Source organism: Streptomyces axinellae (genome assembly GCF_039532135.1).
Classification (GTDB): Bacteria; Actinomycetota; Actinomycetes; order Streptomycetales; family Streptomycetaceae; genus Streptomyces; species Streptomyces axinellae.
The window spans coordinates 69,775-84,270 of sequence record NZ_BAAARJ010000021.1; the positions used below are offsets into that span (position 1 = coordinate 69,775).

The 14,496-nt window shown below is 72.3% G+C and carries 11 protein-coding genes; 4 read left to right on the plus strand and 7 right to left on the minus strand.

From position 1 onward, the window contains the following. Positions 1-47: 47 nt before the first annotated feature. Both ABD339_RS27415 and ABD339_RS27420 read right to left on the minus strand, forming a co-directional pair. Positions 48-1,190 carry a DNA polymerase Y family protein gene (locus tag ABD339_RS27415; RefSeq protein WP_344569692.1) on the minus strand — a complete coding sequence of 381 codons (1,143 nt, stop codon included), beginning with the start codon at positions 1,188-1,190 and terminating at the stop codon, positions 48-50. Further along, on the minus strand, positions 1,187-4,744 hold the full coding sequence (locus ABD339_RS27420; RefSeq protein WP_344569795.1) for a DNA polymerase III subunit alpha: 3,558 nt from the start codon (positions 4,742-4,744) through the stop codon (positions 1,187-1,189). The genes ABD339_RS27415 and ABD339_RS27420 overlap by 4 nt, the downstream gene beginning before the upstream one ends. Positions 4,745-5,166: 422 nt before the next feature. Between ABD339_RS27420 and ABD339_RS27425 the strand changes: the two genes are divergently transcribed. Next, on the plus strand, positions 5,167-6,012 hold the full coding sequence (locus ABD339_RS27425) for an SGNH/GDSL hydrolase family protein (RefSeq protein WP_344569694.1): 846 nt from the start codon (positions 5,167-5,169) through the stop codon (positions 6,010-6,012). Between the two features lie 168 nt (positions 6,013-6,180). On the opposite strand, the gene ABD339_RS27430 is transcribed toward ABD339_RS27425, so the two are convergent. From ABD339_RS27430 to ABD339_RS27440, 3 genes are all read right to left on the minus strand, one after another. Next, positions 6,181-7,107: an NAD-dependent epimerase/dehydratase family protein gene (locus ABD339_RS27430; protein WP_344569696.1), complete on the minus strand. Its 927-nt coding sequence runs from the start codon at positions 7,105-7,107 to the stop codon at positions 6,181-6,183. A 130-nt stretch (positions 7,108-7,237) separates the two neighbouring features. After that, complete coding sequence (locus ABD339_RS27435) at positions 7,238-7,702, minus strand: GNAT family N-acetyltransferase (RefSeq protein ID WP_344569698.1); 465 nt, start codon at positions 7,700-7,702, stop codon at positions 7,238-7,240. Between the two features lie 71 nt (positions 7,703-7,773). Beyond that, positions 7,774-8,616 carry an SDR family NAD(P)-dependent oxidoreductase gene (locus ABD339_RS27440; protein ID WP_344569702.1) on the minus strand — a complete coding sequence of 281 codons (843 nt, stop codon included), beginning with the start codon at positions 8,614-8,616 and terminating at the stop codon, positions 7,774-7,776. A 135-nt stretch (positions 8,617-8,751) separates the two neighbouring features. Here ABD339_RS27440 and ABD339_RS27445 point away from each other — a divergent pair, with 135 nt between their 5' ends. Both ABD339_RS27445 and ABD339_RS27450 read left to right on the plus strand, forming a co-directional pair. Continuing rightward, entirely contained in the window at positions 8,752-9,477 is a 726-nt protein-coding gene (locus tag ABD339_RS27445; protein WP_344569704.1) for a TetR family transcriptional regulator, read from the plus strand. Between the two features lie 155 nt (positions 9,478-9,632). After that, positions 9,633-10,661, plus strand: a complete 1,029-nt coding sequence (locus ABD339_RS27450) for an aspartate-semialdehyde dehydrogenase (RefSeq protein ID WP_344569705.1) — start codon at positions 9,633-9,635, stop codon at positions 10,659-10,661. Between the two features lie 193 nt (positions 10,662-10,854). On the opposite strand, the gene ABD339_RS27455 is transcribed toward ABD339_RS27450, so the two are convergent. Together ABD339_RS27455 and ABD339_RS27460 are read right to left on the minus strand one after the other, a co-directional pair. Beyond that, the gene (locus ABD339_RS27455; protein ID WP_344569707.1) at positions 10,855-11,925 is read right to left on the minus strand and encodes a S1 family peptidase; all 1,071 of its coding nucleotides are present in this window, start codon (positions 11,923-11,925) and stop codon (positions 10,855-10,857) included. Between the two features lie 527 nt (positions 11,926-12,452). After that, on the minus strand, positions 12,453-13,370 hold the full coding sequence (locus tag ABD339_RS27460) for a S1 family peptidase (protein WP_344569709.1): 918 nt from the start codon (positions 13,368-13,370) through the stop codon (positions 12,453-12,455). 553 nt (positions 13,371-13,923) lie between these two features. Between ABD339_RS27460 and ABD339_RS27465 the strand changes: the two genes are divergently transcribed. After that, complete coding sequence (locus ABD339_RS27465) at positions 13,924-14,382, plus strand: cell division protein SepF (RefSeq protein ID WP_344569711.1); 459 nt, start codon at positions 13,924-13,926, stop codon at positions 14,380-14,382. Positions 14,383-14,496: the final 114 nt, after the last annotated feature.

A 14,496-nucleotide genomic window follows, 5' to 3' on the forward strand; every position in this document is an offset into this window, starting at 1 on the left:
CCGACAAGCCGGGGCCGCACCCTCGGGTTTCAGGCAACCTCGGGGTTTCAGGCCGCCGCGCTCCTCCACCCGGCGGCCGGCCGTACCGCGTGTGCGCCGAAGCGGTGGCGGGCGCGGTCGGCCGCCGCCTCCGCGCGCCGCGCCTTCTCATCCCGCGCCTCGAACGAGAGCTGGCGCGCGGCCAGTTCGGCCCCCATCAGCTCCTCGGCCCGTAGCGACAGCCCGCGCACCCGGGCCCGCTGGAGGCCGAGCGCGTCGTGCAGGGCGTAGGCCAGTGCGGCCAACGCCGGGGTGTGCGCGGTGGGTTCGGTCAGCCGACGGGTCCGGGTGGTGGCCGAGTGGTCGGCGTAGCGGACGGTGAGGCTCAGGCCGCGCGCCACCTGCCGTTCCGTACGCATCCGGAAACCCAGCTCGTCGGCGAGCGTGAGCAGCGCCCGCCGCCGCTGCCCCGCGTCCAGTTCGTCATGGCCGAAGCGGTGTTCGGCTCCGGTCGAGCGTGCCGGTGCGGCGGGGGTCACCGGCGTGTGGTCGATGCCGCGCGCCCACTCGTGCACCCGGCGCCCCGGTGCGGCGCCGAGAATGCGCTGGAGGGTGGCGGGCGGCGCCGCCGCGACCCGGCCGACGCTGTCGAGACCGTACGAGCACAGGGTCCGGGCCGTGGCGGGGCCGACCCCGTGCAGCGCGGCGACGGGCCTGCGGTCGAGAAAGCCGGCCACCTCCTCGGGCCGCACCTCCCGCACCCTTCCGGGCTCCGGCCTCCCCGGTCCCGGTCTCCCCCACCCCGGCCTTCCGGGCCCTGGCCTCCCCGAGCCCGGCCTTCCGGATCCCGGTGGTCCGGATCCCGGTGGTCCGGCGAACGCCGCCATCCGGGCGAGCAGCGGGCTGGCGGCCACGCCGATGACGCAGTCGGTGCCGTACAGGGCGAGCGCGCGCAGCCTCACGAGCCGTGCGAGGCCCACCGCGTCCCGTCCGAAGTACCGCAGCGCGCCACGGACATCGGCGAGCGCGGCATCCGGTGGCAGCGCCTGGACGACGGGGGTGATGTCGGCGAGGAGTGCGAGCAGCGCTTCATAGCGCTCGGGGTGTTCGCGCGCGCCCTCCCCGAAGTGGACGTACAGCACGTGCGGTTCCCGCTCCGGGGCCGCGTCGCCCGGTCCTTTCCAGCCGTCCGGCCCTTCCCCATCGCTCATCCGGCGCTCCCCATGCTGGAGTGCCACATCTTGCGGAGTGCCTTGGGCGAGCCGGTGGAGTCGCCGGCCGGGCGCAGGTCGGCCCAGGGGTGCATCTCGTAGCCGGGCGCGACCTCGATGGTGCGTCCCGGGGGCGGCTCGTCCGCACGGGACGCAGGTGCTTCCGCGGTGTCCGGGGATTCCGGGGCCGCCGGCGACGCCGGGAGCGCCGGAGATTCAGCCAGCCGGGCCGCGACCGCCTCCAGGCCGCCCTCACGGCGCAGTTCGACGAGTTCGGCCAGGTCCCAGGCGGCCGAGCCGACGACGCTGAGGCTGCGCGGGCCGCGACGCTGGACCACGCCGCGCACCAGCAGCAGCCAGGAGTGGAAGACGGTGTGGGCGCACGCGGCGTGCGAGTCCTCGAAGAAGGCGAGGTCGGACAGGCCCGTGCCGTCGTCCAGGGTGGTGAAGATGACGCGCCGGCCCGAGGCGAGCGGCGGGGTCTGGGTGGCCGCCTTGGCGCCCGCGACCAGTACGGTCTCGCCGTGCCGTGCCGTGCGCAGGGTGCGTGCCGAGTGCGCGCCCAACTCCCGTAGGAAATCGGTGTGGTCGGCCATCAGGTGCCGGGAGGCGTCCATGCCGAGGACGCCGAGTTCGGCACCGAGTCGCTCGCCGCCGTCCAGGTCGGGCAGGTGTACGGGCTCGGACTCCTGGGCCCCGGCGGCCCCCGCCGCGCCCCCTTCTCCGTGCCCGCCGTGCCTACCGCTCCCACCGGCTCCGCCGTCTCCGCCGTTCCCGCTCTCGCCCAGCGCGAGCTGGCCCTCCCGTGCTCCCTTCGCACGCTGGGCGCGGTGCAGTTCGGCGATGTGCAGCAGCAGGTCGCGCCGGTTGCCGCCGGGCGCGAAGGCGTCCAGCGCCCCGACTTGGGCGAGCCGTTCGGCCACCGGGCGGGGCGGGCGGGCCCGCTGCCAGAAGTCGGCGAGCGAACCGTAGGGCCGGCCTGCCTCGATCCGTGCGGCGTCGGCCTCGCTGATGCCCTGGACGTCACAGAGCGCGAGGCGGAGTCCCCACAGCCCAGATTCAGACTCCAGTTCGATCCGATAGGAAGCCGAGGACCGGTTCACATCCAGCGGCAGCACCGGGACCCCGCGCCGCCGCGCGTCCGCCAGCAGCAGCCGCTTGGGGTACATCCCCGGGTCGTGTTCGAGGATCCCGGCGTAGAAGGCGGCGGGCCGGTGCGTCTTGAGCCATGCCGACTGGTAGGTCGGCACCGCGAAGGCCACCGCGTGCGCCTTGCAGAAGCCGTACGAGCCGAAGGACTCCACGATCTCCCAGGACCGGCCGACCACCCCGGGCGAGTAGCCCCGGTCCCCCGCGGCGCGCTCGAACCAGAGCTTCGCCGCCGCGCGCTTCTCCTCGTCCTTCAGCGCCCGGCGCACCTCGTCGGCCCAGCCCCGGTCGCATCCGGTCAGCGCCGAGAGGATCCGGATGACCTGCTCGTGGAAGATCGCCACCCCGTGGGTCTCGCGCAGCGCGGGCTCCAGGTCTTCGTGCGGCAGCCGCATCCGCCGCCGCCCGTGCCGGGCCTCGATGAAGGGCCGCACCATGTCGGCGCCCACCGGCCCGGGCCGGAAGAGGGAGATGTCCACCACCAGGTCGTGGAAGTTCTCCGGCTGGAGCCGCCCGATCAGGTCGCGCTGGCCCGGCGACTCGATCTGGAAGCAGCCCAGGGTCTCCGAGGCGCGGATCAGCTCGTAGGTGGCGGGATCGCCCTCCGGGACCGCGTCCAGATCGACCCGCTCTCCGGAGGCCCGTTCGATCTCGGTGACCGCGTGCGCCATCGCCGACTGGAGCCGCACCCCCAGCACATCCAGTTTGAGCAGGCCCAGGTCCTCCACGTCCTCCTTGTCGAACTGCGCCATCGCGAATCCCTCGCCGCTGGTGGGCAGGACGGGCGTACGGGCCCGCAGCGAGGAGTCCGACAGCAGCACCCCGCACGGGTGCATGGCGACCCCGCGCGGCAGCCCGTCCAGCGCCTCGACCAGTTCCCAGAAGCGCTCCCCGTGCCCGCCGGGGCCGCCCTCCTCCCGCAGCTGCCGCAGCTCCCCCAGCTCCGGCAGCTCGGCCAGCGCCGCACGCGCGTCCCGCGCCCTGATGTGCGGGAACGCCTTGGCGAGGCGGCCGACCTCGTCGGGGTCCATGCCCAGCGCGGCACCCACGTCCCGGATGGCGTGCCGCACCCGGTAGGTCTCCGGCATGGCGACGGTCGCCACCCGGTCCTCGCCGAAGCGTTCGAAAATGGCGCGGTAGACCTCCAGCCGCCGCGCCGATTCCACATCGACGTCGATGTCGGGGAGCGCGGCCCGGCGCGGGGAGAGGAAGCGTTCCATCAGCAGCCCGTGCTCCACGGGGTCGGCGTGCGCGATGTCCAGCAGGTGGTTGACGAACGATCCGGCGCCCGAGCCGCGCGCGGTGACCCGGATACCCAGCTCCCGTACGTCCTCGACGATCCGCGCGACGGTCAGGAAGTACGAGGAGTAGCCGAGGCTCTCGATGACGGCCAGCTCGTCCTCCAGCCGGCGCCAGCGGCCGGGGTCCTTCTCGTAGCGCCGGGCGACCATGCCCGCGGCGCAGCGGGAGCGCAGCGCGCGCTCGGCCGTGCGGCCTCCGGTCCCGGCCAGCCAGGGCTCGGGGAAGTGCACCCGGCCGATGCCCAGGTCCTCCTCCGGGTCGATCCGGCAGCCGGCCGCCGTCTCCTCGGTGAGGGTGAGCAGCCGCAGCGCGGTGTTGCGGCGGTATCCGGCCGCCTCCGCGATCCGTACGGCGGCCTCCGCCATCCCGTCCGGCCCCTTCAGCCAGCGCTCACCGTTGTCGAGCCCCTTGCGGGGATCGACGGGCACCAGGCGGCGGGCCGCGTCGAGGACGTCGGCGGCCTCGATGGCGTCGGCCCGCGCGGGGTCGGCGTAGCGCACGGCGTTGGTCAGCACGGGCTTGACGCCCTCCTGCGCGGCCAGGCCCAGCGCCCTGGCCGCCTCGCGCAGCGGGCCCGAGGCGGTGACCGCCACCCGGAGCGCGTCGCCGTAGATCTCCCGCCACTCCCCCAGCAGCGCGGCGGCCCGGTCGGGGCGTCCGGCGGCGAGCGCGCGGCCGACATCGGAGTCGGCGCCGAGCAGCACGGTCACCGCCTCGCCGCGCAGCGCCTCCCAGGGCAGCAGCGGTTTTCCGTCGGCGTTCGCGTGCGCCGCGGTGACCATCCGGCACAGCTCGGCCCAGCCGTGGGCGCCGTCCCGCGCGAGGAAGACGGCCCGCTGAGCCGATTCATCGACAAAGATCCCGCCTCTGACGGGGGTGCGCCGGCGGACACCGGGCCGCTCCGCACGCTCCTCGGACCGCCCCGCGCGCTCCCTGACGGCCAGCTCGACCCCGTACACCGGCCGCACCCCGGCCCGCGCCGTCGCCTTCGCGAACCGTACGGCCCCCGCGAGCGTGTCCCGGTCGGTCAACGCGACCGCCTCCATCCCGCGCTCGGCCGCCCGCTCCGCGAGGGTCTCGGGATGCGAGGCGCCGTAGCGCATGGAGAAGCCGGAGGCGACGTGCAGGTGCGTGAACCCGGAAGCCCCAGGAGACCCGGAAAACCCAGGCCGCCCGGACAACCCGGCGGATCCGGCCGTCCCGGCCATCAGCACGCACCTCCTGTCACTTCCGCACCCCCTCTTCTGCTGTCCGTCCACCATAGACCAGATTTCGAACGATTATTCGAACGAAGGACCGGAGGAGATCCCGCAGGTCAGCGGCAGCACGCAGACGGACGGGCGGAAGCGGACCGGACGGAGGGCGGACGGAGCGGACGGGGACGGAACCCTGCCGCCCACGCGAGCTGAAGAGCGAGCCGGGGCCGCGATCCGTCGACAGCCGACACGGCTCCCGCTTAAGGTCCGGTAGCGGGCCATGAGTTCCCGCGCAGGGGCGCCGAGTTCCGCGTACGAGGAGGCCGACCGTGACCGTGCCGCACGCCGAGCACCAAGGCCAGGACGAGGGCGGCCGGAGCCCTCGGTATCTGCGCTACGTCGCGCTGGGCGACAGCACGACCGAAGGTATCGGCGACGGCGACGAGGAGTCCGGATACCGCGGCGTGGCCGACCGGTTCGCCGACCGTCTCGCGGCCACATCCCCTGAGCTGCGCTACGCCAACCTGGCGGTACGAGGATGTGGCACCGAACACGTCCGCACCGTGCAACTACCGGCGGCGCTCGCCCTGCGCCCCGATCTGGCCACCGTGGTAGCGGGGGTCAACGACTTCCTGCGGCCCCGGTACGACGCGGACCAGGTCGCAGGTCACCTGGAGGCGACGTTCGCAGCGCTCACCACCACCGGGACGCATGTGATCACGCTCACCTTCCCCGACATCGGGAAGATCGCGCCCCTCGCCCGCCCGATCGCCTCCCGCGCCCGCGACCTCAACGCACGTATCCGCGACGCCGCCGCACGGCACGGCGTCACCGTCGTGGACACCGCCTCCCACCCCGTCACCGTCGATCCACGCCTGTGGAGCGCGGATCGGCTGCATCTCTCACCGCTCGGGCACGACCGCTCCGCCGCGGCCTTCGCCCAGGCGCTCCGGCTCCCCGGCGCCGACGGCTCCTGGGCCCTCCCGCTCCCCGTGCTGCCCGCGCCGAAGCCGTGGCAAGCTCTCGGGGTGGAACTGCACTGGGCCACCACCTTCCTCGGCCCCTGGGTCCTGCGCCGCCTGCGCGGACGCTCTTCCGGCGACGGCCGCACCGCCAAACGGCCACGGCTGACACCCGTCGCGGCCACCCCGCCGCAGGACCCCATCGCGCGTTGACACCCTGACGAGACGCGACTCCGTCCAGTGGACGAGGGTCGCGCCACCCAGGGTCTCTCGTTCGGCTCTCCGCGGTCCGCGAAGAGCCGAACGGCTTCACCCTGCCGCGGGCGCCGCCCGGCTACGCGGCGACATCCGCGAAGCCTTCCCCACCCTCGGACGCGCGACTCATCCGCCGGCGGCGTCCGAAGGCATTGCGTGAGGTGAGGAGATCCAAGGGGCGCCGACCGTCCGCCACGCTGCGAACGAGGCGGGCAGTGCCTCGATGACGCCGCTCTCCCGGGGCGCCCAGCCCAGCTCCGCCCTGGCCGGTGAGGAGTCGACGACCTCGTCACGGTCGAAGACCCGGTACAGGGGATTTTCGTCCTCGATCGGCCGCAAGGTGACGGGGGCCGTACTGCCCGCGGCCCGGGCGGCGGCTTCCACGACCGCCGACGCGGACGCCGGCTGGGAGTCGGCCAGCAAGTACACACGGTCCCGGTGGTCTTCCGGCGCCCGCAGCACCGCCGCGTACGCGCGGGCCAGGTCATCGACATGGATCCAGGACCACACCTTGTCCCGTCGGCCGCGGTGCACCGGTCCGGTGGTCAAGGCGTCGCGGAACCATGCGCCGACGATCGAACTCCGCGCGTCGCCGCCGTGCACCATCCCGGGCCGCAGCACCGTATGCGGCACCCCTGTGTCCCGGAGCCCGGCTTCCAGGCCGGCGCGGACGCTGCCGCCGTCCACGGGAGTCGCGGACGTCAGCCTCGCGTGGGCATGCTCGCCGTAGACCGAGCAGCCGCTGGTGTACACCACATGCGGGCGACGGTCGGCCTCGGCAAGAGCGGCGAACAGCGCCCGCTCGCCACCCACTTGGTCGGCGGGATCGTACGCGGTGTGGACCACCGCGTCCGTCTCCGTGAGCGTCTCGGCGATCACCGCTCGGTCCGTGAGGCTCCCTTGCACCAGTCGGACCCCGGAGCCCGCCAGCGTCCTCGCCCTGCCCGAGTCAGGATCCCGCGTCAGCGCCGAGACGTGGTGCCCCTCGGCAGCCAGAGCGGTCGCGACCGACTGCCCGACATAACCGGTGGCCCCAGTGATCAATACGCGCATCGCGCCATATTAGCCAGCCGGTTCTCGCAAGCCGCCCCCGGTTTCGGCCGCCCCGCCCCCGGAACATCAGCCCCGGAGTGGTCCAGCCACCTGAAAGATCGTTTTGCTGGGAGTTCTCAGGACCGTACGGCTAAAGCTCCATGCGGAAGGTCACCCGGTCCAGTCCGGGACCGTCGTAGTCCGGGAGCGGGTCCGAGGCGGTGAAGCCGAGGGCCGTGTGGAAGGCGATGGAGCGGGTGTTGACCGGCGAGGTGATGGCCTTGACGACCGTGCGGCCCTCCGCGCGGGCCCGCGCGAAGAAGCGCTCATACAGGTCGCGGGCCAGGCCCGCCCTGCGCCTGCCCGGGGCGACGCCGGCGAAGTGGATATAGGCGCAGGCCGGGTTCGAGGGCGAGAGGAAGCCGATGACGAAGCCCGCCGGGCTTCCGTCCGGCTCCTGCGCCACAAGGCTGGTCGCGTGGAAGTGGTCCAGGAAGACCCTGGTCAGATCGCGGGAGGCGGGGCGGCCCCACCACTCGTCCACGACGGCGACGAGGGTGTCATAGTCCTCGGGCCGTGCGGCGCGGACGGTGTACGGAAGTGCGTCGCTGGTCATGGCCGGCACGCTACAACTCCCCTACCCCGGACGGCCCCTCGCACAGGGGCGCCCTCGCACAGGGGCGCCTCTCACATGTGGGTGCCGCCGTCGATGCGCAGTTCGGTGCCGGTGATGAAGGCTCCGTCGTCGGAGGCGAGCATCGCGATCGCGCCGGCGACGGTCTCCGGACCGGCGAAGCCCTTGCCGAGGGCGGGGGTCAGCTTCCGGAGCAGGCCGAGGTCGGCGTCCTCCGGCAGCCCGGGGTCACGGGTCATCCCGGAATCTATGGAGCCGGGCGCGACACACACCGCGCGCAGCCCCCGCTTTCCGTACTCGGCGGCGATGGCGTGGGTGAAGGACTGGATACCGCCCTTGGTCGCGGCGTAGGCGGCCATGTAGGGGTGCGCGAAGCTCGCCGAGGTCGAGCTGAAGTTGACGATGACTCCCTTGCCGGTGGCCAGCAGCGCGGGCAGCGCCTGCCGGGTCACCAGGAAGGTGCCGGTGAGGTTGACGCCGATGATCCGGTTCCAGAACTCCAGGGTCATCGTCTCGGTGTGCCGGGAGTCCAGGATTCCGGCGGCGTTGACCAGGACGTCCAGGCCGCCGAGCCGTTCAAGGGCTCCGCCGACGGATTCCCGTACGGACTCCTCGTCGGAGATGTCGAGGGTGACCGTGGACAGCCGCTCCGCGGTGCCCGCCTCGGCCGCCCGCGCGCGGGTCTCCTCCAGCCCGGCCTCGGCGATGTCGGCGGCCACGACGGTGCCGCCCTCGGCCAGGACGCGCGCCACGGTGGCCTGCCCGATGCCGGAGCCGCCCCCGGTGATGAGGACCTTGCGCCCCTTGAAGCGGTACGGCTCGAAGTGGTGTGCCCCGGAGTGGTGTGCCTGGGGGTGGCGCCGCTCGGCAGGCTGGGTTTCGGAGTGGTGGCTCATGACGGGTGCTCCGTTTCCGCGGTGACCGGATCGGGCCGCTTTGGCCCGCCGACCGTCACCATACGTCCAGCTGGCACAACGTGCCATGTAGACGCAGCATGCCCATCTCGCACCGCCCCGGCGTACCCTTCACCCATGTCCGCAGCGCCCCGGCCCCCCGCTTCCCCGCCCCTTTCACCCCCCGTCCAACCGTCATCCCGGCCCTCCCTCACCGAGCGCCGGAAAGCGGAGACCGAGCGGGAGATCGCCCGGCACGCCGCCGAACTGTTCTCCGAGCGCGGTGCCGCAGGCGTCACCGCCGAGGGCATCGCCCAGGCGGCCGGGGTCTCCCTGCGCACCTTCTACCGCTACTTCCGCACCAAGGAGGAGGCCGTCGCCCCGCTGCTGACCGGCGGAGTGCGCCAGTGGCTCGCCGAGCTGGCGGCGGCGCCCGGCGGGCTGGCGGTCGAGACGGCACTGGAGCGGACCGTCCGCGCGGCGCTCACCCCGGGCGGCCCGCACGCGGCGGCCCGGGCCGAGGCCCTTCTCAGTACGCGGGGCCTGCTGCGCACCGTGCCGGGCGATCCCGCGCTGCGGTCGGTGTGGCTGCGGGTGCACGCGGAGACCGAGGAGGCGCTGGTTCCGGTGCTGACGCGGCTGGCGCGCGAGGGCACCGACCCCCTCGATCTGCGGCTGATGGCAGCGGCGGCCAACACAGCGATGCGGGTCGCGATGGAGACCTGGGCCGCGGACGAGGTGACCCCCGACGACCCCGAGCGGGGTCCGGCGGCGCTCGCCGTACGCTGTCTGCGGGGGCTGACAGCCGGTCTGCGTGCGCCACGCGCCCAAGAGGACCCCACCGCACGGCCTCCGAAGCCGTGACCGAGGCTGTGACCCAGATCAAACGATTGGTGCCCCGTACCCCCGTGCGGGCAGGGTAGGGGCGAGGACGGGACAAGCCCAGACAGCCCAGACCAGGGCGGCCGGCGAGGGCCGGGCCGCGCGATCAGCGGAACGCGAACAGCAGAAGGAGCCCCATGAAGATCGGGATCGTCGGAGCCACGGGCCAGGTCGGCAGCGTGATGCGCGAGATCTTGGCCGAGCGGGATTTCCCGGTCGAGGAGCTGCGGCTGTTCGCCTCGGCGCGCTCGGCCGGCCGGGCCCTCCCGTGGAAGGGCGGGGAGGTCACGGTCGAGGACGCGGCGACGGCCGACTACTCGGGCCTGGACATCGTCCTGTTCTCCGCCGGCGGCGCGACCTCGAAGGCGATCGCGGAGAACGTCGCGGCCCAGGGCCCCGTCGTCATCGACAACTCCTCGGCCTGGCGCATGGACCCCGACGTGCCGCTCGTGGTCTCCGAGGTGAACCCCGAGGCCGCCCTCCGGCGCCCCAAGGGCATCATCGCCAACCCCAACTGCACCACCATGGCGGCCATGCCGGTGCTGCGCCCGCTGCACGAGGAAGCGGGGCTGGTGGCGCTGGTCGTCTCCACGTACCAGGCGGTCTCCGGCAGCGGCCTGGCGGGCGTCGCCGAGCTGGACGGCCAGGCGCGCAAGGCGGTCGAGAGCGACGCGACGCGGCTGACCTTCGACGGTGAGGCCGTGGACTTCCCGGCGCCCGACAAGTTCAAGCGGCCGATCGCCTTCAACGTGCTGCCGCTGGCCGGCTCGATCGTCGAGGACGGGCTGGCCGAGACGGACGAGGAGCAGAAGCTCCGCAACGAGAGCCGCAAGATCCTGGACATCCCCGAGCTGAAGGTCTCCGGCACCTGCGTCCGCGTGCCCGTCTTCACCGGTCACTCGCTCCAGATCAACGCCCGCTTCGCGCGCCCCCTCGACCCGGAGCGGGCGGCCCGACTGCTGGCCTCGGCGCCGGGTGTCGCGCTCTCGGAGATCCCCACCCCGCTTCAGGCCGCGGGCAAGGACTCCAGCTATGTCGGCCGGATCCGCGGCGACGAGACGGTGGAGAACGGCCTGTCACTGTTCCTGTCGAACGACAACCTCCGCAAGGGCGCGGCCTTGAACGCCGTACAGATCGCGGAGCTGGTGGCGGCCGAGAAGAGCTGAACCGGCCCGGCTCCTCCCGCGGCGGGCCACGAACCGCGACCCGGAGCCGCGCGCCGCAAGCGGAACCGCGCACCACCACGGAACCCCCGGACAGTGTCCGGGGGTTCCGCTGTGGGGGGCTGCGGGGTGCGCCTCACGGCGTACCCGCTGAGGGCCTCGGTCCGGCCTCGGCGTGGCCTCGGCCGGCGCGTACTCAGCCGATCTCGGCGCCCAGCGCGTCGAGTGCGGCGGGTACCGGCTGGAAGTAGGTCTCACCGCCCGAGGAGCAGTCGCCGCTGCCGCCGGAGGTGAGGCCCAGCGCCTTGTCGCCGGCGAAGAGCGAGCCGCCGCTGTCGCCCGGCTCGGCGCAGACGTCGGTCTGGATCAGCCCGTCAACGGTGCCCTCCGCGTAGGTGACGGAGGCGTCCAGGGCCTTGACCGTGCCGTCGTGCACCTTGGTGGTGCTGCCGCTGCGGGTGACCTTCTGGCCGACCTCGGCTTCGGCGGCGCCGGAGATGGCCTGCGAGCCGCCGTCGTAGAGGTTGACCTCGCTGGGGTGGTCGGTGTCGCCGGTGTACATGGCGATGCCGTAGTCGTTGCCGGGGAACTTGCCGTCACCGCTCTCGGCGATGGGCTGGCCGCCCTGGCTGTCGGACCACGAGGAGATCGCCGTGGTGCAGTGACCTGCCGTCAGGAAGCCCGGCTTGCCGCCCACGGTGACATTGAAGCCGAGCGAGCAGCGGCCTCCGTCACCCCAGATGGCGTCGCCGCCGGCGATCTTCGTGGTGAACTTGCCGTTGGTGCGCTTCAGCTCCGCCTTGCCGCCCTGCTCCTTGACCTGCTGCTTGAGCTGGGACAGCTTCTCGCCCTTGACCGTCTTGTCAGCGGTGATGACGACCTTGTTGGTCTTGACATCGACGGCGCGGGCGGTGCCCGGGACGCTCTTCCCGGTCAGGGTGTCCTTGACCGAGTCCAGCTGGGCCAGCGTGTGCTTGACGATTCTGGCCTCGGCGCCGGCGGCCTCGACCTTCTGCTCGGCGTCGCTGTCGGTGACGTTGACGACGAGCTTCTTGGCCTTGGCGTCGTAGTAGGCGCCGGCGTCGCCCTTGATGTCCGAGGTGAGCTTCGAGGCGAGCTTCGAAGCCGAGGTCTGCGACAGGCTCTTGACGGTGGGGGCGTCAGGAGCGGCGTTCGCGGTGGTCACCGTGAGCGTGCCGGCGGCGAGTGCGGCGATTCCGGCACCCGCGATGACGATGCGTCGCTTGGATATCCGACGGTGTGACAACTGAGAACCTCCAGTGGGGGGTTGGGCCGCCCGAGGGTGGGGCGGTCCGGGAGGAAGTACGGACACGGGCCTCTTACCCATGAAGAAGTCGCGTCCATGCCAACTCGCCGCAGAGTATTGCGAGCGTTTCGCCCGCCTCACAAGACTCATATCGCGTCAACCGACCGGTAGTTCGGTAGCGGAGTCAAGGGGCCGAAGGTCCCGTCCTCTCGCACGTCGTCGCACCGTACGGCCACGCGGGGCAACGCCGCATGTTCCCACTGTGAGCGTTCCCCATGTCCGGTAATCGCCCCTCAGCGGCCGGATTCCGGCGGGCAGATCGGGCGATGCACCAGAAGCCCCGGCCTTCGCCGCACGCTCCCGCGCATGCGACGCGCATACGCCCGGCCCCGCGCCGCCCGCCGCGAAGGTCTCCACGGGCGGGCGCGCGGGCCGGTCAGGCGCAGGCCGCTCACGCGCTTGCCCGCGCACGCCGTGAGGCGCGCGCGGGTAAGGAATGGCAGGTGATGCCGAGCCGTGCGGCTGTGTCAGTAGATGCTGACGTTATAGGCGCTGAGCGCTTCGGTGACCGGCTGGAAGAAGGTGGTGCCGCCGCTGGAGCAGTTGCCGCTGCCGCCCGAGGTCAGACCCAGTGCGGTGCTGCCCGAGTAGAGGGGGCCGCCGCTGTCGCCGGGCTCGGCGCAGACGGTGGTGCGGATCAACCCGCTGACGATGTCTCCGTTGCCGTAGTTGACGGTGGCGTTGAGCCCGGTGACCTGCCCGCTGTGGGTACCGGTCGTGCTGCCGCGGCGGGTCACCGTCTGACCGACGGTGGCGTTGCCCGCGCCGGTGATCTCGACGTTGCCGACGGTACCGGGGTGGGGGATGGCGGAGTTGCTGTAGCGCACCAAGCCGTAGTCGTTACCGGGGAAGCTGGAGCCGGCCGTGGGGCCGATGAGGGTGCTGAGCCCGGAGTTGGTGTACCAGTTGCCCGCGCCGTCGGTGCAGTGCCCGGCGGTCAGGTAGTAGTAGGTGCTGCCGCTGCGGACGTTGAAGCCGACCGAGCAGCGCCAGCCGGCCTGCGCGTAGATCGCGTCGCCGCCGGACAGCAGCTTCTTGAACGTGCCCTTGGTGCGCTCGACCTTCAGCGCCCCCGCGTTGCTGCCCGCGGCGCCCTGGATACGGGCCAGTTCGGCCTTCGAGACCGTGCTGTCAGCGGTCACGACGAGCTTGTTGCTCTTCTTGTCGATGTGCCAGGCCGTGCCTGCCACGTCGGCCGAGCGCACGGCGTCGCTCGCGTCGCCGAGCTGGCTCGCGGTGTAGGTGTGGGGGGACGGAGCTTCGGCGGACGCCGTCGCGGGCACGATGAGCGCCCCGGCTGCCGCCATGCCGGAGGCGACAGCGAGCAGCCGGTTACGTCTGCGGCGTGCCGAGCTGTGGCTGACCGTAGTGCGCTTGAACATCACTTTTCCTCCCGATCAGGGAAATACAAGCGTGCTCCTGACAAACGCTGGATGGAGTATTCGCAGCGAATTTCCGGACTCGCAAGGTCCTCTTTCGGACTCCTTGGGTCCAGTTCCCGCCGTAGAGGCCACAGTTGCCCCAGCCATGTCTTGCGCCCCGGCGGCCCCGGCGTCATCCTCCCCAGAACCGTCCCGGAAGCTCCCCGGCCCGTTCACCTCCCGTGTGCCGGAAGTCATACAGGTCAACTCACAGGTGCCCGAAATGCTCCCAACGGGCGGGTGTACGGCATAAGGGGTTCCCTCACTCGGATGTCTCCGACGGCCACCCATCCGGCGGGAACAGGGCAATACGGCTTATCTCGCACACCGTCACCAGCCGTACAGGGCAAGATCCCTGATCGAGCGCCACATGTTCTGCACCAGAACCGTCACGAATACCGTGCGGGATGGGTATCCGCTTGGCGCATCATCAGCATCATGGACGACCATAGGGATTGCGGACCCGCGGCGGAGAGCTGAGAACAAGTGGGACCCGCGTGAAGGAGAGGAGGCGTCCATGGGATCGGTGCGCAAGGCGAGTGCCTGGCTGGGCCTCGTCGACGACAGCGAGATGCGTTACTACGACTACGACGGGCCGGAAGACGGGCCGTCCGAGAGGCCGGAGCCCGCAGACGCCGCCCGTGAGCCCTGGGTGACGGACCCCAGAGTCCGCGTCACGGCGGAGACGGCACAGGATCAGGGCACCAAGATCGCGACGGTCACCCCGGACGGCTTCCGGGACGCACGGGGCATCGGTGAGCTGTTCCGGGACGGCGTCCCGGTCATCGTCAACCTCACGGCGATGGAGTCCGCCGACGCCAAGCGCGTCGTGGACTTCGCCGCGGGGCTGACCTTCGGACTGCGGGGATCTATCGAGCGAGTGGCCACCCGCGTCTTCCTGCTCACTCCCAACGACTACAAGATCGTCAGCAACGAGGACCGCCGCGATCCGGGCGGCTTCTTCAACCAGAGCTAGCGCGAGGGTGTGGGGCGCCGCGCCCCACACCCTCCGCTGCTCCGGGCGGCCGGCAGCCGAGCCGCAGGCGCCGGGGAAGGGCCCCGGGGCCGGAGGGCCGGGGACGGCCGCCGG